This window comes from Specibacter sp. NPDC057265, assembly GCF_042668835.1.
In the GTDB taxonomy this organism is placed as follows: Bacteria; Actinomycetota; Actinomycetes; order Actinomycetales; family Micrococcaceae; genus Specibacter.
The window spans coordinates 1-23890 of the sequence record NZ_JBHUYE010000008.1; the positions used below are offsets into that span (position 1 = coordinate 1).

A 23890-nucleotide genomic window follows, 5' to 3' on the forward strand; every position below is an offset into this window, starting at 1 on the left:
CCACACGCTACGACAAACTCGCCATCACCTACCGAGCCGGCATAGCCCTCTACGCAACGCTGATCTGGCTACGCCAATAAGGAGACACGTCCTAGGCGGGCGCCGGCACGCTGAGCCGTTCCAGCGCAGCCAAGGCAGCAGCCCGCCCCGCCCGGTTGGCCCCCAGCGTGGAGGCCGAGGCTCCGTAGCCCACCATCAGAAGCCGAGGCTCGCGGGCCACCTTGACCCCGTCCATGAGCACCCCGCCGCCTGGCTCGCGGAGCTTCAGCGGCCTCAAGTGGTCCATGGAGGCACGGAATCCGGTGGCCCAAAGGACGGCGTCCGCTGCGAACCCGGTGCCATCGGCAAACTCGGCACCAGCTGCGCCAAGCCGCTTCAAAGGCCCCCGCGACACCAGCGTCCCGGCGGAAATGCCGGCCATGTACTGTTCGGTGAGCGGCAACCCGGTCACGCCCACCACGCTCAAGGGGGGCAGCCCGGCGGCGGTGCGCGCGTTGACGCGGGCTTCCACATCCCTGCCCCAGTCGGGATCAAAGGCACGCGGGGTGAACTCCGGCGGACGGCGCGTGGCCCATGCCGTTTCGACGCCGGCGTGGGCCAGCTGCAGCAGGAACTGCACGGCGGAGGTCCCGCCGCCCACCACCAGCACCCGCTGACCTGCAAAGTCCTCCACCGACCGGAAGTCGTGGGTATGCACCTGCCGCCCTGTGAACTGCTCCACGCCGGGATAGTGCGGCCAGTGCGGCTTGTCCCAGGTGCCGGTGGCATTGATGACAAGACGGGTGACAAATTCGCCCTGCCCGGTCTCCACCACCAAAGGTGCCAGGGCCGGGGAGGAGGTGGCGGCGTCGTCCGGGGAAATGTTGCCGGCATGCACCTGGCGCACCTTGACCGGACGGTGCACGGGCAGATTAAAGGTCTTCTCGTAGTCGCCGTAGTAGCGGCCCACCACGGCCGACGCCGGCTCCCCGGGATCCGAGGGCGGCAGCTTCATGCCCGGCAGGTCATGGACGGCGTGGGCCGCGCCCAGCGTCAACGAGCTCCAACGGTGCAGCCAGGCCCCGCCGGGTGCCGGATTGGCGTCGAGCACCACAAAATCAATTTCCGGCGTGAGCCCCTGCCGGGCCAGGTAATACGCAGCTGAAAGACCGGCCTGTCCTGCGCCAATGACCACCACATCAAGCATCGTTGCCTCCTACAGGTACAAAACCGGGCCCGTCGCGGCGCTATTCCAACTGTGGTGCATGCAACTGCGGCCGCTTGCCGGAGACCAGCACGTCCACAAGCCAAATTGCCAGGGCGCCGGCAGCGTAGGCCAGCAGGTCAGGGGCGGAGAAGGTGGTGCCAAGGATCAGGCGCGACGGCGGAAAATCCACGGCAAGCTGCGCCGGCAGCCCTGTCAATTGCGCCAGCTCGATGAGCGCGCTGACGGCAAAGGCTGCCCACGCCACCAGGTGCCGGGCAGCACCTGGGAACAGCCAGGCCAGCACCAAATACGCCAAGACGGTATAGAGGGCATCGGCGAAGAGGGAGCCAAACCCGCCGGCAAGCAGAAAGTGCACGGCCAAACCCAGCGCGGCCACACACACCGCCGCCAGAAACAAACCACGCCGGCGGGAAATGAAACGTTGGGCTGCAACCATGGGTCTGAGTCTAATGGCGCAGGTGGAGCTCATGTCACAGGGGCTGGATGCTGCATAACAATTGCAGCTGCATTCTTGCCCCACATAACGGTTTGCAGTACTTTTCCCCGACACTGGTGCCATGCAAAGTGGCTGGTCATAACGTTAAACCACTCCCCTGTGGGTACTTTGCCCGTTCTAAGAAGATGGTTGGCATGAAATCAATTAAATCCATTCTGGCAGTTGTGGGGCTGCTGGCTGCGTTTCTCATCGCCGGGCCCGCTCCGGCTCAAGCCGCGTCATACTGCGGCATCACGTGGGGCTCGGCCGCCAAGTCAGCCGGTGTCGGTTCCAGTGCCACGGTTTCCAATGTCCGTACCGGAGAGCAGCTTTGCTTTGATCGGCTGGTCATCGATCTTCAAGGCCGGGCCAACGGATACTCAGTGGCCTATGTTTCCGCCGTGACATCCCCGGGCAGCGGGCAGAATGTTGCCTTGCGTGGCGGAGCATTTATTCGGATAACCGTCAAGGCACCGGCCTACAACTCCGCCGGCACCCCGACTTATCTGCCGTCGAACCGGAATGAACTGAGCAATGTGGCTGGTTATGCCACCTTCCGGCAAGTCGCCATGGCCGGCAGTTATGAGGGCAGCACCACGCTGGGGCTGGGTGTGCGTGCGCGTCTGCCCTTCCGGGTGCTGGTGCTTGCGGGGCCCGGTGATGCCACTCGGGTCGTCGTGGACGTGGCCCATCGCTGGTAGCTGCTGCAGGGCTCAGTTGCCGCCGTCGCGCTGTGTTGCAAAGGGCGACGGCGGCAGCTTGCTGTTGCTGCGGAAAAATCTGGCGAAGCCGGGCCCGGGAGCCGGAACCGCCGGCAACCGCCCCACTTGAACGGCGCCAACGCCCTATGCGGGCGTGGACGCGACGTTCGGCAGCGTGTTGAAGCTGTAGTGGTGGATGCCGGCCGGCGGGATGGGCAAAGCAGCCAGTTCCGCCGTCAAACTTTGCGGGTCGTAGCTGCCGCCACCCAACAGGCGCAGTCCCAGCGCACCCTTGCCGCTGATAAAGCGCAGTGAACCGCCCACGCCGATTTTTGTCGCCAACAAGATGAGTTTGGTCCGTGGCACCGTCCCGGCAACACCGGCCCACACGGGCAGCGCGATTCCCGCGCCCCGCACCCTTGCCATGTAACTGGAAATGACGTCCGCCGAAAAACACATTTGCGTGACGATGTAGCTGGCCAGCCCGGCTTTGCTCAGCAACGACTCCAGCAAAAGCCCGTCGGCAATGCCGGGATGCCCTTCGGGATATCCGGCAATGCCCATCGCTAAAGAGCCGCCACTGAAAACGGCCACGTCCAGCATCAGCTGGCCGCTTGAGGCGTAGGGGCCCGCGGCCTGGGCGCTGTCGCCGCCAACCACAAACACCCCATGGATGCCCTCCGCACTGCACTGGCGGACAATTGTTGCCAGTTGCTCCCTGGACTCAATGGCCCGGGCCGCCAAATGGGGCACCACTGTGTATCCGCTCCGGGCGAGCTGCACCGAGACCGCCATGGTCCGGGCAATGCCGTGGTGCGGCAGGCAGGTGACGGTGATGGTGGTGCTGCGGGGCAGCTGCGCCAGCACCGCATCCACAATGCCCTGGGTGGGAATGATTTCCACCCGGCCAGGCATCAGGGCGGGCACCCCGTGAACGTTCATGGTCAGTGGGGTTGGGGGATGAGGGAGGCGGCTTCCTGGCGGGTGTGGCCGGAGTCTTCGATGCCGTCGGCGATGTGGGCCAGGTGTTCGGGGATGTCGCGGCCTTTTTTGCGCATGGCAGCAGCCCAGAGCCGCCCGGCCCGGTAGGAGGAACGCACCAGCGGCCCAGACATCACCCCAAGGAAACCAATTTGTTCGGCCTCGGCGGAGAGTTCCATGAATTCCTGCGGTTTCACCCACCGGTCCACGGGCAGGTGCCGTTCGGACGGACGCAGGTACTGGGTGATGGTGATCAAATCAGTGCCCGCGTCATGCAGATCCTGCAACGCGGTGGAAATTTCCGCCCGCGTCTCCCCCATGCCCAGAATCAAATTCGACTTGGTGACCATGCCCAAATCCCGGCCCTGCGTCAACACGTCCAGGGACCTTTCATACCGGAACGCGGGACGGATGCGTTTGAAGATCCGCGGCACGGTCTCCACATTGTGCGCGAAGACCTCCGGAGCCGAGGCACAGATCGCCGCAATGTGCTCCGGCTTGCCCGAAAAGTCCGGAATCAACAGCTCCACCCCGGTGTTCGGATTCAACTCATGGATCTTGCGGACCGTTTCGGCGTACAGCCACACCCCCTCATCAGCCAAGTCATCACGGGCCACCCCGGTCACCGTGGCGTAGCGCAAATTCATCTTCACCACCGAACGCGCCACCTTCGTCGGCTCAAACATATCCACCGGCGACGGCTTGCCCGTATCAATCTGGCAAAAATCACAACGCCGCGTGCACTCGGACCCACCAATCAAAAACGTCGCTTCCCGGTCCTCCCAACACTCGAAAATGTTCGGACACCCCGCCTCCTCACACACCGTGTGCAGGCCCTGGCCCTTGACCAGATTCTTCATCGCAATGAACTCCGGCCCCATCTCAACCTTGGCCTTCATCCACTCCGGCTTGCGCTCCACCGGAACAGCAGCATTACGCTGCTCAATCCGCAACAACTTCCGACCCTCAGGCGCCAACGTCACAACAAAACCCCTAACATTCCACCACGTTGACGGCGAGCCCGCCCATGGCCGTTTCCTTGTACTTGGAGGACATGTCGCGTCCCGTTTCACGCATGGTGATGATGACTTCATCCAGGGACACGCGGTGTTGGCCGTCACCCCAAAGCGCCATCTTCGCGGCGTTGATTGCCTTGGCCGCGGCAATGGCGTTGCGTTCAATGCAGGGCACCTGCACCAACCCGCCAATGGGATCACAGGTCAGGCCCAGATTATGTTCCATGGCGATTTCGGCGGCGTTCTCCACCTGCTCGGGGGTGCCGCCCATGACCTCGGCCAATCCGGCGGCCGCCATGGACGACGCCGACCCCACCTCGCCCTGGCAGCCCACCTCGGCGCCGGAAATGGAGGCCTGTTCCTTGTACAAAACGCCCACCGCGCCTGCTGCCAGCAGGAACTTGACCACCACGGCGTCGATCGCTTCCTTGGGCGCATGGCGCATGCCCTCGGTGTAGTGGGTGGCGTAGAACATGACCGCGGGAATGATGCCGGCGGCGCCGTTGGTGGGCGCCGTGACCACCCGGCCGCCGGAGGCGTTTTCCTCATTCACGGCAAGCGCCACCAGGTTGACCCATTCCTGCCAGAACTTCGGGTCCCGGTCCGGATCGGCCTCCCGCAGGCGGCTGTGCCAGGCGGGGGCCCGGCGCCGGACATTCAAGCCGCCGGGCAACAGCCCTTCACGGGCCAGGGAGGCGTTTTTACAGTCCTCCATGACGTCGCGGATATGCAAAAGACCTGCACGCACTTCCTCCTCGCTGCGTTCCACCAGTTCATTGGCCAGCATGACGTCACTGAAGTTGCCACCCGCTGCGGCGCAATGTTTTAGCAGCTCGGCGGCCGTGCGGAAGGGGTAGGGCAGGCGTCCCTTGGAGCTTTCCAGCTCTGCCACGGCCTCCTCCACCGCGTCCTCGCGGATGATGAAGCCGCCGCCCACTGAAAAGTAGGTGGCTTCGTGCAGCACGGTTCCCGCAGCGTCGCTGACGCTGAATTTCACACCGTTGGTGTGCCGGGGCAGGATGGTCAGCGGCCGCAGCACAATGTCCCCGGCGCCGTAGGCGAGCTCCACCACGCCGCCGAGCAGCAGCGGCTCCCCGGCGGCAAAGGCTGCCAGACGGGCCTCCACCTCCTCGGGCAGGATCAATTCGGGTTCGCGTCCCTCCAAACCCAGCAGGACAGCTGTCATGGTGCCGTGGCCGCGTCCGGTCGCTGCCAGCGAGCCGTAGAGGTCCACGTGCACGGCTGCCACCTCCGCCAGATGACCACCTTCCCCGAGTTCGCGGACAAAGGACGCCGCAGCCCGCATGGGCCCCACGGTGTGGGAACTGGAGGGGCCAATCCCCACGGAAAACAAATCAAATACACCAACAGACATACGAACACCTCATTTCATGCTCACAACCGTTTCCGGTCACCATTTCCAGGCACGGGGGCCCGGAAACGGCCGGGCGCACCATGACGGTGCATGCCCGGCCGGGTCCGTCAGGACAAATTCCCCACGGACGGGTACAGCGGGTGGGCGTCGGCCAGGGCCCGCACCCGGGTGCGCAGCGCAGAAAGGTCGGCACCGGCGTCGGCCATCAGGGCCTGGGCAATGATGTCGGCCACCTCGGCAAAGGCCTCTTGGCCGAAGCCACGCGTGGCCAGGGCCGGGGTGCCAATGCGCAGCCCGGAGGTCACCATGGGCGGGCGCGGATCAAACGGCACGGCGTTGCGGTTGACTGTAATGTCAATGTCCGCCAACCGGTCCTCCGCCTCCTGGCCATTGAGTTCGCAGTTGCGCAGATCCACCAGCACCAGGTGCACGTCGGTGCCTCCGGAAATCACTGAGATGCCCTTGGCGGCCACGTCCGGCTGCACCAGGCGTTCAGCCAAAATGTGAGCTCCCGCCAAGACGCGCTCTTGACGCTCCTTGAACTCCTCGGAGGCCGCAATCTTGAAAGCCACCGCCTTGCCGGCAATGACATGCTCCAGCGGTCCGCCCTGCTGGCCCGGGAACACGGCTGAGTTGATCTTCTTGGCAATGTCGGGATCGTTGCTCAAGATGATGCCGCCGCGCGGACCGGCCAGGGTCTTGTGCGTGGTGGAGGTGGTGACGTGCGCGTGCGGCACCGGCGAGGGGTGCAGGCCCGCAGCCACCAGGCCGGCAAAGTGCGCCATGTCCACCATGAGGTAGGCGCCCACCAGATCGGCGATGCGGCGGAACTGTGCAAAGTCCAACTGCCGGGCGTAGGCCGACCAGCCGGCCACAATCAGCGCCGGCTTGTGCTCCAGCGCCAGGCGCTCCACCTCGGCCATGTCCACCTGGTGCGTGTCCTCGCGCACCTGGTAGGGCACCACCTTGTACAGCCGGCCGGAGAAATTGATCTTCATCCCGTGGGTCAAGTGCCCGCCGTGCGCCAGATTCAGGCCCATAATGGTGTCCCCGGGCTTGATCAGGGCATGCATGACCGAGGCGTTGGCCTGGGCCCCGGAGTGCGGCTGCACATTGGCGTAGCCGGCACCAAAGAGGTCCTTGACCCTGTCAATGGCGAGCTGTTCAATGACGTCCACGTGTTCGCAGCCGCCGTAGTAGCGGCGTCCCGGGTAGCCCTCGGCGTACTTGTTGGTCAGCACCGAACCCTGGGCGGCCATCACGGCCGCGGCCGTGTGGTTCTCCGAGGCGATCATTTCCAGGCCGCTGCGCTGGCGGCCCAGTTCGGCGTCGATCTGGGCGGCGATCTCGGGATCGAGTGCGGCGAGGGGCGCGTCCAGGCTCGCGGCGGCCACCGGCGTGTAGCCCACTGCGGCGGCGCTCACAGCCCGCCGCCGTTCGCTGCGGCGTACTCTTGGGCGCTCAGCAGCGGACCCTCGGACTCTGCAGCCACCTTGAACAGCCACCCGGCCCCGTAGGGATCGGAATTGACCTGCGCCGGGTCATCCACGACGGCGGTGTTGACTTCAGTGACCTCGCCCGTCACGGGGGAAAACAGCTCCGAGACGGACTTGGTGGACTCAATCTCGCCGCAGGGCTCGCCGGCGGTGACGGCGGCGCCGACCTCGGGCAGATCCACATACACAATGTCCCCGAGGGCGTCAGCTGCCACGGCGGAGACGCCAATGGTGACGGGGCCCGCACCATTGCGGGCAATCCATTCATGCTCGGCCGAATACTGCAGTTCTGCTGCTACCTTGCTCATTTTCTTGTGATCCTTTGTCTAAAAAGTTACGGCTCAGGAAAAGTCGGGTGGGCTCCAGGGCCCCCCGTGCGGCGCCTACCTGGCCCGCTTGTAAAACGGCAGGGACACCACTTCGAAGCTCTCGGGCTTGCCGCGCAGGTCAACGTCGAGCACCGTGCCCACGGCAGCGTGCTCCACGTCAACGTAGGCCAGCGCCACCGGATAGCCCAGGGTGGGGCTGGGCTGGCCGGAAGTGACCTCGCCAATGGTGGCGCCGTCCTTGAGCACCGGGTAATGGCCCCGTGCGGCGCGGCGGCCCCGGCCCTTCAGGCCCACCAGCCGGCGGCCCGAACTGACGCCCTCGCCCGATTCCTTAATGGCTGCGAGCGCGGCCTTGCCAATGAAGTCGCTTTCCTTGGCCAGCGAGACCACCGGTCCCAGACCTGCGGAGTAGGCATTGCCGGAGGTGGAAAGCTCGTTGCCGTACAGCGGCATGCCGGCCTCCAGACGCAGGGAATCGCGGCAGGCGAGTCCGGCGGGCACCAGGCCATGGCCTGCGCCGTTCACCAGCAGCGCCTGCCACAGGGCCGGGGCGTGCTCATTGGGAACGTAGATTTCAAAGCCGTCCTCGCCCGTGTAGCCGGTGCGTGCCAGCAGCAGCTGCCGGCCGTCAAGGGTGACCTCCACGGCCGCGTAGTACTTCAGCTCCTTCACCAGGGAGTGCTGTTCCTGCGGCACCAGGGTCAGGACAATGGCTTCGGCCTTGGGTCCCTGCACGGCAATGAGGGAGGTCTGGGCGGAAACGTCGTCGACCGCCACGTCAAAGCCCGCTGCACGCTCGCCCAGCAAGGCCGCCACCGTGGCGGCATTGCCGGCGTTGGGGACCACCAGGAACTTTTCATCAGCGAGGCGGTAGGAGATCAAGTCATCAACAATGCCGCCGTCGGCGTTGCAGATCAGGGAGTACTTGGCCCGGCCCAGGGCCACTGCCGAGAGCTTGCCGGCCAGCGCGTAATCCAAAAATGCTGCCGCGTCCGGCCCCTGCACCCAAATTTCCCCCATGTGGGAGAGGTCAAAAAGGCCCGCGGCCGTGCGCACGGCATGGTGTTCGGCAAGTTCGGAGGAGTACTTCAAGGGCATCTGCCAACCGCCAAAGTCGGTGAAGGAGGCGCCTGCTTTTTGGTGTTCGCCGTAAAGGGCTGTGTGCTGCGTCATGGGATTTCCTTCGCGGTCCTAGTTCGCTGATGCTTCGGGTTCGTCTGCAAAGTCCTCAAGGGGCGGGCAGGAGCACACCAGGTTCCGGTCCCCGGCCGCGCCGTCAATGCGGCCCACGGGCGGGAAGTACTTGTCCTGGCGCAGGCTTGCCACGGGGAAGACCGCCTGTTCGCGGGAGTAGCCGCGCTCCCAGGCGGAGTCCACCACTGCCGCAGCGGTGTGCGGGGCATTGCGCAACGGGCTGTCCAGCAGGGTGAAGTCACCTTGGGCCAGCTGGTCGATTTCATGGCGGATGCTGATCATGGCGGTGATGAACCTGTCGATTTCCGCCAGGTCCTCGGATTCGGTGGGCTCCACCATGAGCGTGCCGGCCACCGGGAAGGACAGGGTGGGTGCGTGGAAGCCGTAGTCAATGAGGCGCTTGGCCACGTCCTCGGCGGTGACGCCGGTGGCGGCCGTCAGTTGGCGCAGGTCCAGGATGCACTCGTGGGCCACCAGGTCCCCGGCGCCGGTGTACAGCACCGGGTAGTGCTCGTTCAGCCGGGAGGCAATGTAATTTGCCGCCAGCAGCGCGGACTTGGTGGCCTCCGTCAGTCCCTTGCCGCCCATGAGCTTGACGTAGGCGTAGGAGATGGGCAGCACGCCGGCGGAGCCAAAGCGGGTGGCCGAGATGGGCACTCCCGCGGAGGAGGCCGAAGCGGCTGCGGAGGCGTTGGCGTCCGCGGGCATGAAGGGGGCCAGGTGCGCCTTGGCGGCGACGGGGCCCACGCCGGGGCCGCCGCCGCCGTGCGGGATGCAGAAGGTCTTGTGCAGGTTCAAGTGGCTCACGTCGCCGCCGAATTTGCCGGGCTGGGCCAGGCCCACCAGCGCGTTCAAGTTGGCGCCGTCAACATAGACCTGGCCGCCGGCTGCGTGGATGGCGTCGCACACCTCGCGCACATCCGCGTCGTACACGCCGTGGGTGGAGGGGTAGGTGATCATGATCGCTGAGAGCTGGTCCCGGTGCTTTTCAATCTTGGCAGCCAGATCCGCGTGGTCAATGGTGCCGTCGGCGGCGGTGGCCACCACCACGACCTTCATGCCGGCCAGGACCGCGGAGGCCGCGTTGGTGCCGTGCGCGGACTGCGGGATCAGGCAGATGGTGCGCTGCGACTCCCCCCGGGAGAGGTGGTAGCCACGGATGGCCAGCAGGCCCGCCAGCTCGCCCTGTGAGCCGGCGTTGGGCTGGATGGAGACCTGGTCGTAGCCGGTGATTTCGGCCAGATCCGCCTCCAGGGCGCCAATGAGTTCGCGCCAGCCTTCGGTCTGGGAATCAGGGGCGAAGGGGTGGATGGAGGCGAAGCCCGGCCAGGACATGGCTTCCATCTCGGCCGTGGCGTTGAGCTTCATGGTGCATGAGCCCAGGGGGATCATGGTGCGGTCCAGGGCCAGGTCCCTGTCGCTGAGGCGGCGGATGTAGCGCAGCATCTGCGTCTCGGAACGGTGGGTGTTGAACACCGGGTGGCTGAGGTAGCCGGTGCTGCGCAGCATGTCCGCAGGCAGGGCCGGCCCGGCGGGGGTGCTGACGTCAAAGCCGTCTCCGGCCGGTGCGGCACCAAAGACGGCGGCCACGCGGGCCACAATGTCCGCCGTCGTGGTTTCATCCAAGGAAATGCCCACGTGGTCCGCGTCAATGGGGCGCAGGTTGATCCCTGCACGCTCCGCCGCCGCCACCAGGGCGCCGCCGCGGCCGGGGACGCGGACGGTGAGGGTGTCAAAGAACGCCGTGTGGAGCAGTTCCACGCCGGATCCCTGCAGTGCCGCCGCCAGGGTGCGGGCATGGCCGTGGACCCTTTCGGCAATGGCCTTCAAGCCGTCGGGGCCGTGATGGACGGCGTACATGGAGGCCACAATGGCCAGCAGCGCCTGCGCGGTGCAAATGTTGGAGGTGGCCTTCTCGCGGCGGATGTGCTGCTCACGGGTTTGCAGGGCCAGCCGGTAGGCGGGCAGGCCCGTGCTGTCCTTGGACACGCCCACGATCCGGCCGGGCAGCGAGCGTTCCATGCCGGTGCGCACTGCCATGTAGGCGGCGTGCGGGCCACCGAAGAACAGGGGCACACCAAAGCGCTGCGCGGTTCCCACGGCAATGTCGGCGCCCTGTTCCCCGGGAGGGGTGATCAGGGTCAGTGCCAACAGGTCCGCGGCCACCGTCACCAGCGCGCCACGGTCCTTGGCTTCGGCAATGACCGGTGCATGGTTGAACACGCGCCCGGAGACCCCGGGCTGTTGGAGCACGAGCCCGTTGATGGTTCCTTCGGGCAGGCCCAGGGCAAGATCGGCCACTTCCACCTCAAAGCCCAGCGCCTCGGCGCGGCCCTTGACGATCGCAATGGTCTGCGGCAGCAGATCGGCGTCCAGAACCGTCTTGCCCTCGGCGGCGCCCTTGGCCTTATTGGCACGGCGCATGAGCAGCACGGCCTCGGCCACGGCGGTGGCTTCATCAAGCAGGGAGGCGTTGGCTACGGGCAGGGCCGTCAAATCGCTGACCATGGTTTGGAAGTTCAGCAGCGCTTCAAGCCGGCCCTGGGAGATCTCGGGCTGGTAGGGCGTGTACGCCGTGTACCAGGCAGGTGCTTCAAGGATGTTGCGCATGATCACCGGCGGGGTCACGGTGTCATGGTAGCCCTGGCCGATCAGCTGCACGGCCGTCTTGTTTTTCGCGGCCAGCGCGCGCAGTTCGGCAAGCACCTCCACCTCGCTCAGGGCCCCTGGCAGGTTCAAGGGTGCGTCCTGGCGGATGGAGTCGGGGACGGCGGTATCCACCAGGGCGTCCACGCTGTCATAGCCGATGGCCTTGAGCATGGTGTCGATGTGGGACTGGGCACGGGCACCAATGTGCCGGTCGGCGAACACCGTGGGCGTGGACTGGACGGGGTGGGACGCATTCGGCATGGGGGAACTCCAAGTTACGGCCGGTCCCGAAGGAACCGGCATGGGCTTAAGTTCCTCCCCGCTCTGTCGTGGACCTGAGAGATTCCGCAGCTGAATTTTTCGCTGCTTTGCACCTTCGGTGAGCTTGGGGGCGCCAAACTGCTTTCCAGAGTTGCCTCGCCATGGCGGTACGGGGGCCTGAGAGATTCCTGGGGAGGATTTGCTCCTACGGCGCCTCCACATTGCTGGGAGGACTCTCCCGCCACGGTTCAAAAGGCATATTAAAATGTGGGTGATCCGCAACACAGACTACAGTAGAATCCGCACCGAACCAAGCTGAAAGGCCCATTTTGCCTTTCGCGCGGACAGCCGCTAACGTGTGATTCGCATCACCTGCGTAATTAGCAGCGCCATTGATCCGCAGCGGGAGAGTCCTTCCGGAACCACCGGCAGGCGCCGAAGGAGCAAACCCTCCCCGGGAATCTCTCAGGCCCATGTACCGCCGCGGCGAGGCAACTCTGGAAAGCAGCTTGGGATCCTCAAGCTCACCGAAGGTGCAAGCGGAATCTGGAAGAATCAAGGAACCGCGGAAACTCTCAGGTCCACGACAGAGCGGGGAGGAAGCACATCTTCGTGGTGCACCATGCCACCTGAACGAAGGACCTTCCTTTGACCATTAAGCGCCCCCTCCCCGCCCCCAGCGCGGAGCCGCATCTTGAGCGCCAGCTCAGCAACCGGCACATCCAGCTCATCGCCATTGGCGGAGCCATTGGCACGGGATTGTTCATGGGTTCCGGGAAAACCATTTCCGCCGCCGGACCGTCGGTCATTTTTGTGTACATGATCATTGGCTTCATGCTGTTCTTTGTCATGCGGGCCATGGGGGAATTGCTGCTGAGCAACCTCAACTACAAGTCCTTCAGCGATTTTGCCGCGGACCTGCTGGGCCCTTGGGCCGGTTTCTTCACCGGCTGGACCTACTGGTTCTGCTGGGTGATCACAGGCATTGCCGATGTGATCGCCATTGCCGCCTATTCCGATGTCCTGTGGCCCGGAATGCCGCTGTGGATTCCGGGTGTGGTGACCATTGGCATTTTGCTGGTGCTGAACCTGACCACCGTCAGGGCCTTTGGTGAAACCGAGTTCTGGTTTGCCCTGATCAAGATTGTTGCCATTGTGGCCCTCATTGTGGTGGGCCTGGTCATGATTGGCACCCGCTTCACGTCCGACACCGGCACCGCCAGCTTCACCAACCTGTGGAGCCACGGCGGGTTCTTCCCCAATGAGTTCCTGGGTTTTGTGGCCGGCTTCCAAATTGCCGTCTTCGCCTTTGTGGGCATTGAACTGGTGGGCACCACCGCCGCCGAGGCCAAGGATCCCGAAAAGAACCTGCCCAAGGCCATCAACTCCATCCCGGTGCGCATCCTGCTCTTTTACGTCGGCGCCCTGATCATCCTGATGTCGGTGATCCCCTGGACACAGTTTGTGGCCGGCAGCAGCCCCTTCATTGCCATGTTCTCCCTGGCCGGGCTGGGCGCAGCGGCCACCATTGTGAACCTGGTGGTGCTGACCTCGGCCATGTCCTCGGCGAACTCCGGAATCTACTCCACCTCCCGCATGGTCTACGGCCTGGCCCAGGAAGGCGACGCACCCAAGCGCTTCGCCAAACTCTCCACGCGCAAGGTCCCCAACAACGCCTTGTTCCTTTCCTGCATCCTGCTGCTCTCCTCGCTGGTGCTCATGTACGCCGGCCAGGACATCAGCAAGGCCTTTGAAATGGTGACCACGGTGGCCGCCGTCTGCTTTGTGTTTGTCTGGTCCATCATCCTGGCCAGCTACCTCGCGTTCCGCCGCCGGCGCCCCGAGCTGCACCAGAACTCCAAGTTCAAAATGCCCGGCGGCAGGCCCATGGTCTACACGGTCTTTGCGTTCTTCGCCTTTGTCCTGTGGGCCCTGACCACCCAGCCCGAAACCCTGCAGGCACTGCTCGTCACCCCGGTGTGGTTCGTTGTCCTGGCCGTTGTGTGGGCGTTCATGCGGCGCCGGCCCAGCCATCTGGAACGCTATGCACGCTTCCAGGAAGCCCTGCAGGCCGAACGGGCCACAGCCGGGGAGGTGCTCGCCGGCGCCGTCGAATCCGGGCGGTGACGGACCCCTGACCGGGCGGCGCCCCTGCAGGGACAACGCCGCCCGTGCAGCGGCACGGCACGCTCCTGCCACAGCCTGGGGGCCCGGCTGTGCGGCCGGGGTCCGCCTGCACGCAGGAACCACCAAATGGACGCCTTTTGTGCCGGAGCTCTACGGTGGGTCATGTGATGGAAGCGAACTGTGGCTGAGCCTGGCGGGCCAGACTCCGGCAGGCCGGGGGCTTGGGACCCGTGGCCGGGGCACCCGAAGGGCAGCGCGGGCTACCGCCGCCTGCTGGCGGCGCTGGCCTGTGCCGGCGTGGCCACCTTCGCGCAGCTGTATTCCCTCCAGGGCCTGTTGCCGTTGATCTCCCGCGGACTGGACGTCACCGCAGCGCAGGCATCGCTGGCGGTCTCCATGGCCACGGTGGGGCTCGCCGCCGCTGTTGTGCCCTGGTCCTTCGTCTCTGACCGGTGGGGCCGTGTGCGCACCATGGGGCTGTCGGTCATTTTAGCCACGGCGCTCGGACTGCTGGTTCCCGCAGCCCCCACTTTGGAGGCGCTGCTGCTCCTGCGCTGCTTGGAGGGCGCGGCCCTCGCCGGGATCCCGGCCCTGGCCATCACCTACCTGACCGAGGAGGTCAGTGGCCGCCACGCCGGAGCCGCCGCCGGCGCCTACATTGCCGGGACCACGCTCGGGGGCCTCTTCGGACGGTTGTTGGCCGGTCCCGTGGCGGATTTGGCGGGCTGGCGCATCGGCACCCTCGCCGTCTCGGTGTGCGCTGCGGCTGCTGCCGCAGTTTTTTTGTTGTTGGCCCCGCGGCCGCGGGGTTTTGTGCCAACACGGGCGGAAGGCTTCGGCGCGGTCCTGGGCAAGCTGCTCCCGCCATTGCGCAACAGCTCCCTGCTGGCCCTGTATGCACAGGCCTTCCTGCTGATGGGTGCCTTTGTCAGTGTCTACAATTATCTGGGTTTCCGCTTGGAGGCCCCGCCATACCTGTTTCCGGCATCGGCTGTGGCGCTGCTGTTTCTGGCGTATCTGGCGGGCACCGTGTCCTCGCGGGCGGTGGCGGAACTGGCCGTTCGCTGGGGCCGGCGCACAGTGCTGCTGGTCTCCACGGCTGTCATGGTCACCGGACTGGCCCTGACCCTGGCCAGCCCGGTGACAGTGATCCTGGCCGGACTGGTGTTGTTCACGGCCGGTTTCTTCGGCGCTCACAGCGTGGCTTCGGGCTGGACCGGCGCCTTGGCCAACACTGGCAGGGCGCAGGCCTCCTCGTTGTACAACCTCAGCTACTATGCCGGTTCCAGCGTTGTGGGGTGGAGTTCAGGTCTGGTGTTCGAGCAGTTTGGCTGGACTGCCATGGCAGCTGTGTTGGCGGTGTTGGCAGTCTGTTCCGCCGTGGCTGCGGCTGCCCTCCTGCCCGGCGGCGCCTCGCGCGGACCAGGACCACTGCCGTCCGTGGAGCAGTAGGAGCGGACCCGGCAGAACGCGCCGGTTCCGCACCAGGTGCGTGGTCCGCACCTGGGGCCGTCAATCCCGGGCGGATGCCGCAGCTTCCGTCCGGGCGCCTGGAACCACGCAGGCACTTCACTTTCCCGCGCCCCTGGCAGGCACTGTTGGGCTGGGCCGCGACGCGCCGGCGTCCGGGTTATTTCACCCGGGCCTCGTCACCTGCGGTGCGCGGCAGCGCCACCGCCTCCAACACCGGGTACAGCATGAGCAGCGCCAGCACGGCAAAGGTGAGGTGAAAGCTGTCCACGGCAGGTGCCTCCGGGCCCAGCAGGGCCCCGGTGCCACGCAGCGTCAAGGCCGCAACGGCAATGCCCAGGCCGGTGGCAACCTGGCCCATGGTGGAGGAGAGGGTGTTGGCGCCGGCCATGCGCGCCTTCGGGACGTCCACGAACTGCAGCGTGTTGTAGGCGCTGAAGCCAATGGAGCGCAGCGCCCCGCTGAGGAACAGCACTGTCCCCACCACCACGGAGGGGGTGTGCGCAGTCAGGAAGGCGCAGGCGGCCAGCGCCGCGGCACCGCCCAAGGCGCTCAACGTCAGCACGGCACGGAAGCCAAAACGCCTGATCATGGGCGAGGTGGCCGGTTTGATCAAGACATTTCCGGCAAAGACAAACATGGTCATGAATCCGGCTTCAAAGGCGCTCCAGCCAAAGGCCAGCATGAACATCAGCGGCAGCAAAAACGGCACGGCGTTTACCACCAGCCGGTACATGCCGCCGCCGGCATTGCCCACCAGAAAGGTGCGGATGCGCAGCGCCCGCAGGTCCAGCAGCGGATGGCGTGCACGTTTGAACCACCACAGCGTCCCGGCCCCGGCCGCGGCTGCCAGCAGCAGCAACAACACCACTGCCGTCCACGGGGTGGGATCGGAGCCCACCAGTTCCATGCCCGCCACCAGGGCGGCCAAGGCCATCCCGCACAGAACGAACCCCACCCAGTCAGGTGGCGGCACCTGCCGGGCACGCAGCTGCGGCACCAGCTTCAGGGCGAGAAGGAAGGCCGCCACACCCAGTGGAAGGTTGAGCAAAAAGATCCAGTGCCAGCTGGCATAGCTCACCAGCAGCCCGCCCAGGACCGGGGCCAGCACCGGGGCCAGCAGCCCGCCCAGGACCGGGGCCAGCACCGGGGCCAGCAGCGCCGGCCACGTCAAATAGGCAATGGCCTCCAGGAATTCCTTCCGCTGCGCATCACGGAGCACCACCAGCCGCCCCACCGGCACCATCATGGCTCCACCCACGCCCTGGAGTGTTCTGGCGGCGCACAAAAACAGCAGATTGGGACTCAACGCGCACAGGAGCGAGGCCACGGTGAAAATCGCGATGGCTGCGGTGAAGACGCGGCGGGTCCCGAAGCGTTCGGCCAGCCAGCCACTGATGGGAATGCCCACCGCCAAGGTGATCAAGTAGGCGGTCATGGCCAGGTTGATGTCCACAGGCCTGACATTGAGGTCCGCGGCAATGCCCGGCGCCGCCGTGGCAATGATGGTGCCGTCCAGGATCTCCATGAACAGGGTTCCGGCCACCAAAAGCGCCAGGGGACGGCTGAAGGAAACGCCGGGCGCCGGCGTCGCACTTTTTCGTTTCACCTGCCCACCCTAACCAAGGCCGGGCGGACAGGCCGTCAGCTGAGGTGCCGGCCGGGGCCCAGGCACACAGGGGGCACCCGCCGCTTGGTCCAGCCCTACGCGGTCAGGCCCAATTGGCTCATCCGGCGCGAATGGTTGCGGGTCAGTGTCACCAGGATGGCCGCGACCTCGGCTGCGGCCTGCTCCTGCGTGCCGTCGGGATGCAACCCCACCAGGAAGCTGTGTTTGGCGCCAATGCGCTGGACCTGCGTCAGGGCCTCGCCCACCATGCGCCGTCCCCACAGTGCCAGACGGGAGGAAAGCCGGGGATCCTCCGCCAGCATCTTCTTCAACAGCGCGGTCAACGCGGCCAACTGCTCCTCGCTGGTCTTGACGGCGGCAATGGCGCTGCGGGTGGATTCGTCCAGGTGCTTGGCAATGGCTGTGTAGAACTCCTCGGTGATGGCCTCCACCACATAGGCCTTCATGAGCGATTCATGCCAGTCCGCCGGGCGGGTCCGCTCGTGGAAGGCGTCGACCATGCGTTGAAACGGAACCATGGCCAGCTCCGGGTCCATCCCCATTTCCCGCAACTTCGCGCACATGGCCTCGTAGTGGGCGTACTCAGCCACGGCCATCTTCCCCAGAACGGCGCGATCGGTCAGGGACGGCGAATGGCGCGCATCCGTGGCCAGGCGTTCAAAGGCCGAAAGCTCCGCGTAGGCCATGCCACCGAGCAAATCAATAATGAACTTGTCATAGCGGGCGCTCAATTCACCGGTGGAGACCAAGTCATCGGATCCGGCTGCGGAAATACTCATGGTTTCAAGGGTAGTCCGTGCCGCGCCGCCCTTGCCCCCCAGACGTGATCGTTTACGCTGAATTCGTGCCCTATTCCCATATTGGCGTCGACAGCAGCGCCGCGCAAAGGTCCCTCGCCCAAGCCCTGGCCGCGCTCGGCGGGGAATTTTCCCTGCCGATGGATTTCAGCCCCGAAGTGCTGGCCGAAGTTGAGCAGGTGATGGCCAACCATCAGCTGCCGGCCACGGACCTGCGCGCACTGCCGTTCATCACCTTGGACCCGCCCACCTCCCAGGACCTGGACCAGGCGCTGTATTTGGAGCGTGAAGGGGACGGCTACGTGGTGTATTACGCCATTGCCGACGTGCCGGCGTTCGTCCCCGCCGCCGGGGCCCTCGACGCCGAAACCAGGCGCCGCGGCCAAACCATCTACACGCCCGGCCAACGGATTCCCCTGCATCCGGTGCCCCTGAGCGAGGGGGCGGCCAGCCTGCTGCCCGACGGCCCGCGCTCGGCCTTTGTGTGGGAAATCCATTTGACGTCCGACGCCGAACAACGCGCCTGTTCCGTCCGTCGCGCCACGGTGGCAAGCATCGCCAAGCTCAGTTACGCCCAGGGGCAAAAAATGCACGACGACGCCAACGCACCTGCCGCCATTGCCGGCACCTTGGAGTTGCTGGCTGAAATTGGTCCCAAGCGGATCCAGTTGGAACGGGCCAGGGGCGGCGCCAGCCTCAACGTCCCGGCCCAGGAGGTGGAGTACGCCGACGGCAGGTATGTGCTGCAATTCCGCCCCAATCTGCCCATTGAAGACTGGAACGCGCAAATTTCCCTGCTGACCGGCATGGCAGCAGCCCAGATCATGATTGCCGGGAAGGTGGGGATCCTGCGCACCATGCCCGCCCCGGATGCCGAAGCCATCGCAGCCTACCGGCTGCAGACAGTGGCGTTGGGCCACCCCTGGGGCCAGGACCTGGCCTATGGCGAGTATTTGCGCAGCCTGGACACCTCCAAGCCCGCGCATTTGGCGCTCATGCATGCCGCCACCACCTTGTTCCGCGGCGCCGGATACACCCCGTTCCAGGGCGAAGTGCCCGCGCAGCTGCTGCAGGCCGCCGTGGGCGCACCCTATGCCCACGCCACGGCTCCCCTGCGCCGGCTGGTGGACCGTTTTGTCCTCGCCATTTGTGCCGCCCTGTGCGCCGGGGAGGAAGCGCCGGAATGGGCCGTGGCCGCCTTGGCGGAACTGCCCGACATCATGGCCGCGTCCAATCAGCTGGCCAACAGGGTGGACAGGGCAGCGGTGGACACCATTGAAGCCGCCATCCTGCGCCACCGGGTGGGCGAGGAGTTTCATGCCGTGGTGCTCGCCGGGCCCAGGAAAAACGGCACCGGCAGCAATGGCGCCGCACCCCGGAGCCCCATTCAAATAGAGGTCCCGGCCATCACCGCCTTTTGTGAGGGCGCGCTGGAGCCCGGCACCGAAGTGCGGGTCAAGCTGGTGGAGGCGGACATTGCCACACGGACCGTCAGGTTTATCCCCGCTGGGAGTTGACACGGGCACAATTGCCCAGATGCCGTCCAGATCCGGGGTCGTGGCGCTAGACTGGCAACTAGACATGGATGCCCGGTCGTTGAATTAAAGAATTTTTGCACTTCAACCCACCCGCCCCAGCGCGCGTCTAGCCAGTTTCTCCCGCATTGGCCGTTCCGGCCGCGGGAGAGCATGTTTTCTCAGCCCGCGATCGGCTTCCTCAAGATAGTGCCGCCGTGCTGCGGTTCCGTGAAGCCCACAGCCTCGCGTAGAGCCCGGCAGGCGGCACCTGTATAGACGAATTGAATGGTAAGCATTTGAGCATTGAGACAGACTCCCTCCTGCAGGCCGAGGACAGCAGCGAAAAGATTGAAATTGACGGTTCGCTCAGCAGCCCTGAGCCGGCCCGGCATGAAGAAAAGGAAACCTTCGCCAGTTTTGGGGTGCACCACGAGATTGTTTCCTCACTGACGGAAGCCGGGATCAACCACCCCTTCCCCATTCAGGCCATGACCCTGCCCATTGCCCTGGCCGGCCACGACATCATTGGCCAGGCCAAGACGGGAACGGGAAAGACCCTCGGCTTCGGCATCCCGGCGTTGAACCGCATTGTTGCCCCCAAGGACGCGGGATTCGGAGAGTTGGCGGCACCGGGCGCCCCGCAGGCCCTGGTCATTGTGCCCACCCGTGAACTGGCCGTGCAGGTGGCAGGGGATCTGAGCGTGGCTTCCAAGCAGCGCGGCATCCGCATTGGCACCATTTACGGCGGCCGCGCCTACGAACCCCAGGTGGAATCCCTGCAAAGGGGTGTTGAACTGGTGGTGGGCACGCCCGGGCGCTTGATCGACCTGCTGCGCCAGGGGCACCTGAACCTGAAAAGCGTGCGCATGGTGATCCTTGATGAGGCCGACGAAATGCTGGACCTGGGCTTCCTGCCCGACGTGGAGACCCTGATTGCAGGCACCCCCGTGGTCCGCCAGACCCTGCTGTTCTCCGCCACCATGCCCGGTCCCGTGGTGGCCATGGCCCGCCGGTACATGACCCAGCCCACGCACATCCGCGCGGCAGACCCCGAAGACGAGGGCCTGACCAAGCGTGACATCCGACAGCTGATCTACCGCGCCCACAACATGGACAAAATTGAGGTTTTGGCCCGCATCCTGCAGGCCAAGGACCGGGGCCGTTCCATCATCTTCACCAAAACCAAGCGCACCGCCGCCAAGGTGGCCGAGGAACTGGTGGACCGTGGCTTTGCCGCCGCCGCCATCCACGGTGACCTGGGCCAGGGTGCCCGCGAGCAGGCGCTGCGCGCCTTCCGCAACAACAAGGTCGATGTGCTGGTGGCCACCGACGTCGCCGCCCGCGGCATCGACGTGGACGACGTCACGCACGTGGTGAACTACCAGTGCGTTGAGGACGAGAAGATCTATCTGCACCGCGTGGGCCGCACGGGCCGTGCCGGCAACAAGGGCACGGCCGTGACATTCGTGGACTGGGATGACATGCCGCGCTGGGCGTTGATCAACAAGGCCCTGGGCCTGAGCGTGCCGGAGCCCGTGGAAACGTACTCCTCATCCCCGCACCTGTACACGGATCTGGACATTCCCGAAGGCACCAAGGGCCGCCTGCCGCGCGACAAGCGCACCCATGCCGGCATTGGCGCCGAGGTCCTGGAGGACCTGGGCGAGACGGGAAAACGCAACGCACCCCGCTCCGGCGGCCGTGACGGCGGCCGTGACGGCGCCCGTGATGGTGCCCGTGAGGGCCGCGGCGGAAACCGTGGCGGGAACCGCTCCGGTGCCCACCACGGCGAGAAGCGCCGGGAGGAAACGGCAGCCGGGGGCGCCGCCGAGGGCGAGAAGCGCGCAGGCGGCCGGAGCCGTCGCCGCCCGGCCAGTGAGCGGGCCGCACGCGGTTCGGTGGAAGCTGGCCCCGCCGCGGCCTCTGAACCCGCCGTGACGGCCGCAGGCGCAGCCAGCGACGCCGGTGCACCCCGCGCCCGCCGCACCCGCACGCGCACCCGCCGCCGCCCGGACGCCGGGAACGTCAGCGACGTCTAGCAACAAAAACAAAAAGCCCGCGGCTCCGGATAAGACCGGTTCCGCGGGTTTTTTGCACCCGGCCATGCCCCTGTCAGGGCAGGTAGGCGCCGCTGCCGGTGGCGGTGTCCACAATCTGCTCCAATACCTCCGGCGCTGTGACGTTCTCGCCCAGCAAATTGGGCTTCCCGGCGCCGTGGTAGTCCGAGGATCCCGTCACGAACAAGCCCCGTTCACGCGCCAGCTTCCGCAGCCATTGCCGGCCCTGCGCGGTGTTGTCCCGGTGGTCCACCTCCACCCCCAGCAATCCGGCATCGATCATGTCCTGGAAAACCTCCGGCGGGGCCACCCTGCCCCGCGTGGACGCCATGGGGTGCGCAAACACCGGCACTCCCCCGGCGGCCCGGACCAGCTGGACGGCAGTGACGGGGTCGGCGGCGTAGTGGCTCAAGAAATACGGCGACTGGGCTGTGAGTATGCTGGCAAAGGCCTCGTTCCTGTCAGCCACAATCCCTGCCGCCACCAGGGCATCGGCAATGTGGGGGCGCCCCACCGTCGCCCCGGGCGCCAGGTGCGCACTGACGTCATCCCAACTCAGCGGATAGTCCTGGGACAGACGGTCCACCATGCGCTCGGCCCGGCTCAGCCGGGCGTCCTTGGCGCGGGTGATTTCCTCCAGCAGCGCCAGATTGGACCTGTCATGCAGATAGGACAGCAGGTGCACGCTGACGCCGTCGGCGGTCTTGCAGGAAATTTCCATGCCGGGAATCAAGCCCACACCGTGCTGCCGCGCCGCCTCCAGCGCCGGCTCCCAGCCGTCGGTGGAATCATGGTCGGTCAGGGCAACGACGTCCAGGCGGGCGGCGGCTGCCGCGGCGAGCAGATCGGCCGGGGTTTGGGTGCCGTCGGAAACATTTGAATGCGCGTGCAAGTCAATCATCACCTCCCTAGCCTACGTCCACCACCGGCCCGGGGCATGCCGGCCGGTCCGTGCCAGCGGCCATGCCGGCCCCCGGCGTCGCCTTTGTCCCCTGGCGCACACGGTGGGAGACTTGAGGGGTGAACCAGACTGAGCAAAACTCCACGCACACCGACCCTTCCAACGAGCAACCCCTCGAGGAACGTGTTAACAACCGTTCGCAACGGCCCGATTCCGAGGCGTTCCGTTCCTTCATGGCCGCCAACTGGGCCTCCGCCGGGACGGAGCTGCCGGCCCGCGACGCCGTGGCTGACCATGCCGCGCGCCGCCGTCGGAGCATTTCAATGCAGTTCCCCAACGAACGCCTGGTCATTCCGGCAGGTCCGTTGAAGGTCCGCTCCAATGACTGTGACTACCGCTTCCGCCCGCACTCCGCTTTTGCCCACCTGACGGGCCTGGGCGTTGACCATGAGCCCGACGCCGTGTTGGTGCTGGACCCGGTGGCCGAAGGCACCGGCGACGACGGCGGCAACCACGCAGCCACGCTGTACTTCCGCCCCATGGCCGGACGCGACAGCCAGGCGTTCTATGCCGACTCCCGCAGCGGCGAGTTCTGGATTGGCCGCCGCCCCACCCTGCCCGAATTCCAGGCACAGCTGGGCCTGCCCACCGCGGACCTCATCGAGCTGGAGGTGGCGGTGACCAAGAACGTGGGCGAACCCTCCGTGGGCGGCACCTCCATCCGCCTGGTCCGCAAGGTGGATGAAAACATTGACGCCCTGGTGGACACGGCCCGCTACAACACCGCGGCAAATCCCGATGCCCTGGACTTCAGCGCCCTGGACGCCCTCGATGCCAAGCTCAGCGAGGCCCTTTCGGAGCTGCGGCTGATCAAGGACGAATGGGAAATTGAGCAAATGCAGGTGGCGGTGGCCGCCACCGTGAAGGGCTTCGAAGACATTGTCCAGGCCCTTCCCCGCGCCATCACACATCAGCGCGGCGAGCGCGTGGTGGAGGGCACCTTCTTTGCCCGGGCCCGCGAGGAAGGCAACGAGCTCGGTTACGACACCATAGCCGCCGCCGGCAACAACGCCACCGTGCTGCACTGGAACCGGAACACCGGCACCGTGAACGCCGGCGAGCTGCTGCTGGTGGACGCCGGGGTGGAGGCCGATTCCCTCTACACCGCCGACATCACCCGCACGCTGCCTGTGAACGGCACCTTCTCCCCCGTGCAGCGCAGGATCTACCAGGCCGTGCTCGACGCCGCCGACGCGGCCTTTGCGGTGGCCGTTCCGGGGCGGAAGTTCCGCGACGTTCATGCAGCGGCCATGGAGGTGTTGGCCGACCGTCTGGCCGCGTGGGGACTGCTGCCGGTCCCGGCGCAGGAAGCCCTGTCCCCGGCAGGTCAGCAGCACCGCCGGTGGATGCCCCATGGCACCAGCCACCACCTGGGCCTGGATGTGCACGACTGTGCCCAGGCCCGTGCCGAGATGTACCTGGACGGCATCATCACCGAGGGCATGGTTTTCACCATTGAGCCAGGGCTGTATTTCAAGGCCGAGGACCTGGCCATTCCCGAGGAGTTCCGCGGCATTGGCGTCCGCATTGAAGACGACGTCCTCATCACCGCCGACGGTCCCGTCAACCTCAGCGCGGCGCTGCCGCGCACCATTGAGGACATTGAGTCCTGGATGGCGGGCTTGGCCAGCTAGCACAAGGCATCCA

General features: G+C 65.9%; 18 protein-coding genes and 2 riboswitches. Of the genes, 6 read left to right on the forward strand and 12 right to left on the reverse strand.

What is annotated here, in order from left to right; genetic code table 11:
- Positions 1-91 precede the first annotated feature (91 nt).
- Both ACFUCV_RS07685 and ACFUCV_RS07690 read right to left on the reverse strand, forming a co-directional pair.
- Entirely contained in the window at positions 92-1186 is a 1095-nt protein-coding gene (locus ACFUCV_RS07685; protein WP_380814182.1) for an FAD-dependent oxidoreductase, read from the reverse strand.
- Between the two features lie 40 nt (positions 1187-1226).
- A complete protein-coding gene (locus ACFUCV_RS07690) occupies positions 1227-1643 on the reverse strand; it encodes a DUF2809 domain-containing protein (RefSeq protein ID WP_380814184.1) in 417 nt (138 codons plus the stop codon).
- A gap of 194 nt (positions 1644-1837) precedes the next feature.
- Here ACFUCV_RS07690 and ACFUCV_RS07695 point away from each other — a divergent pair, with 194 nt between their 5' ends.
- Positions 1838-2383 carry a hypothetical protein gene (locus ACFUCV_RS07695; protein ID WP_380814186.1) on the forward strand — a complete coding sequence of 182 codons (546 nt, stop codon included), beginning with the start codon at positions 1838-1840 and terminating at the stop codon, positions 2381-2383.
- A 144-nt stretch (positions 2384-2527) separates the two neighbouring features.
- Here ACFUCV_RS07695 and ACFUCV_RS07700 read toward each other — a convergent pair whose 3' ends face one another.
- The 7 genes from ACFUCV_RS07700 to gcvP form a co-directional block, all read right to left on the reverse strand.
- On the reverse strand, positions 2528-3325 hold the full coding sequence (locus ACFUCV_RS07700; RefSeq protein ID WP_380814188.1) for a methylenetetrahydrofolate reductase: 798 nt from the start codon (positions 3323-3325) through the stop codon (positions 2528-2530).
- A 2-nt stretch (positions 3326-3327) separates the two neighbouring features.
- Positions 3328-4347 (reverse strand): lipoyl synthase, encoded by a 1020-nt coding sequence (lipA, locus tag ACFUCV_RS07705; protein WP_380814190.1) that lies wholly within the window; start codon positions 4345-4347, stop codon positions 3328-3330.
- Between the two features lie 10 nt (positions 4348-4357).
- Positions 4358-5755: an L-serine ammonia-lyase gene (locus ACFUCV_RS07710; protein ID WP_380814192.1), complete on the reverse strand. Its 1398-nt coding sequence runs from the start codon at positions 5753-5755 to the stop codon at positions 4358-4360.
- A gap of 107 nt (positions 5756-5862) precedes the next feature.
- Positions 5863-7179, reverse strand: a complete 1317-nt coding sequence (glyA, locus tag ACFUCV_RS07715) for a serine hydroxymethyltransferase (RefSeq protein ID WP_380814194.1) — start codon at positions 7177-7179, stop codon at positions 5863-5865.
- A complete protein-coding gene (gene gcvH, locus ACFUCV_RS07720; protein WP_380814196.1) occupies positions 7176-7559 on the reverse strand; it encodes a glycine cleavage system protein GcvH in 384 nt (127 codons plus the stop codon). The genes glyA and gcvH overlap by 4 nt, the downstream gene beginning before the upstream one ends.
- 75 nt (positions 7560-7634) lie before the next feature.
- Complete coding sequence (gene gcvT, locus ACFUCV_RS07725; RefSeq protein ID WP_380814198.1) at positions 7635-8753, reverse strand: glycine cleavage system aminomethyltransferase GcvT; 1119 nt, start codon at positions 8751-8753, stop codon at positions 7635-7637.
- A gap of 18 nt (positions 8754-8771) precedes the next feature.
- Entirely contained in the window at positions 8772-11684 is a 2913-nt protein-coding gene (gcvP, locus tag ACFUCV_RS07730; protein ID WP_380814200.1) for an aminomethyl-transferring glycine dehydrogenase, read from the reverse strand.
- A 155-nt stretch (positions 11685-11839) separates the two neighbouring features.
- Positions 11840-11935: riboswitch (glycine riboswitch) on the reverse strand.
- Between the two features lie 142 nt (positions 11936-12077).
- Positions 12078-12175, forward strand: a riboswitch (glycine riboswitch).
- Between the two features lie 157 nt (positions 12176-12332).
- Here gcvP and cycA point away from each other — a divergent pair.
- Both cycA and ACFUCV_RS07740 read left to right on the forward strand, forming a co-directional pair.
- On the forward strand, positions 12333-13811 hold the full coding sequence (cycA, locus tag ACFUCV_RS07735; protein ID WP_380814202.1) for a D-serine/D-alanine/glycine transporter: 1479 nt from the start codon (positions 12333-12335) through the stop codon (positions 13809-13811).
- A gap of 180 nt (positions 13812-13991) precedes the next feature.
- On the forward strand, positions 13992-15263 hold the full coding sequence (locus tag ACFUCV_RS07740) for an MFS transporter (protein WP_380814204.1): 1272 nt from the start codon (positions 13992-13994) through the stop codon (positions 15261-15263).
- Between the two features lie 178 nt (positions 15264-15441).
- Here ACFUCV_RS07740 and ACFUCV_RS07745 read toward each other — a convergent pair whose 3' ends face one another.
- Positions 15442-16890 carry an MFS transporter gene (locus ACFUCV_RS07745; protein WP_380814206.1) on the reverse strand — a complete coding sequence of 483 codons (1449 nt, stop codon included), beginning with the start codon at positions 16888-16890 and terminating at the stop codon, positions 15442-15444.
- A gap of 95 nt (positions 16891-16985) precedes the next feature.
- Positions 16986-17690 (reverse strand): ferritin-like fold-containing protein, encoded by a 705-nt coding sequence (locus tag ACFUCV_RS07750; protein WP_380814207.1) that lies wholly within the window; start codon positions 17688-17690, stop codon positions 16986-16988.
- A gap of 65 nt (positions 17691-17755) precedes the next feature.
- Between ACFUCV_RS07750 and ACFUCV_RS07755 the strand changes: the two genes are divergently transcribed.
- Together ACFUCV_RS07755 and ACFUCV_RS07760 are read left to right on the forward strand one after the other, a co-directional pair.
- Complete coding sequence (locus ACFUCV_RS07755; RefSeq protein ID WP_380814209.1) at positions 17756-19225, forward strand: RNB domain-containing ribonuclease; 1470 nt, start codon at positions 17756-17758, stop codon at positions 19223-19225.
- A gap of 296 nt (positions 19226-19521) precedes the next feature.
- Positions 19522-21264: a DEAD/DEAH box helicase gene (locus ACFUCV_RS07760; RefSeq protein WP_380814211.1), complete on the forward strand. Its 1743-nt coding sequence runs from the start codon at positions 19522-19524 to the stop codon at positions 21262-21264.
- A gap of 73 nt (positions 21265-21337) precedes the next feature.
- Here ACFUCV_RS07760 and ACFUCV_RS07765 read toward each other — a convergent pair whose 3' ends face one another.
- On the reverse strand, positions 21338-22186 hold the full coding sequence (locus ACFUCV_RS07765; RefSeq protein WP_380814213.1) for a PHP domain-containing protein: 849 nt from the start codon (positions 22184-22186) through the stop codon (positions 21338-21340).
- Between the two features lie 116 nt (positions 22187-22302).
- Between ACFUCV_RS07765 and ACFUCV_RS07770 the strand changes: the two genes are divergently transcribed.
- Positions 22303-23877 (forward strand): aminopeptidase P family protein, encoded by a 1575-nt coding sequence (locus tag ACFUCV_RS07770; RefSeq protein ID WP_380814215.1) that lies wholly within the window; start codon positions 22303-22305, stop codon positions 23875-23877.
- Positions 23878-23890 lie beyond the last annotated feature (13 nt).

Excerpts from the sequence above, each read along its gene's own strand:
- ACFUCV_RS07710 (WP_380814192.1), bottom strand. The coding sequence starts at position 5,755 with ATGTCTGTTGGTGTATTTGATTTGTTTTCCGTGGGGATTGGCCCCTCC.
- gcvP (WP_380814200.1), bottom strand. The coding sequence starts at position 11,684 with ATGCCGAATGCGTCCCACCCCGTCCAGTCCACGCCCACGGTGTTCGCC.
- gcvT (WP_380814198.1), bottom strand. The coding sequence starts at position 8,753 with ATGACGCAGCACACAGCCCTTTACGGCGAACACCAAAAAGCAGGCGCC.
- ACFUCV_RS07690 (WP_380814184.1), bottom strand. The coding sequence starts at position 1,643 with ATGGTTGCAGCCCAACGTTTCATTTCCCGCCGGCGTGGTTTGTTTCTG.
- ACFUCV_RS07750 (WP_380814207.1), bottom strand. The coding sequence starts at position 17,690 with ATGAGTATTTCCGCAGCCGGATCCGATGACTTGGTCTCCACCGGTGAA.
- ACFUCV_RS07685 (WP_380814182.1), bottom strand. The coding sequence starts at position 1,186 with ATGCTTGATGTGGTGGTCATTGGCGCAGGACAGGCCGGTCTTTCAGCT.
- ACFUCV_RS07695 (WP_380814186.1), top strand. The coding sequence starts at position 1,838 with ATGAAATCAATTAAATCCATTCTGGCAGTTGTGGGGCTGCTGGCTGCG.
- ACFUCV_RS07700 (WP_380814188.1), bottom strand. The coding sequence starts at position 3,325 with ATGAACGTTCACGGGGTGCCCGCCCTGATGCCTGGCCGGGTGGAAATC.
- gcvH (WP_380814196.1), bottom strand. The coding sequence starts at position 7,559 with ATGAGCAAGGTAGCAGCAGAACTGCAGTATTCGGCCGAGCATGAATGG.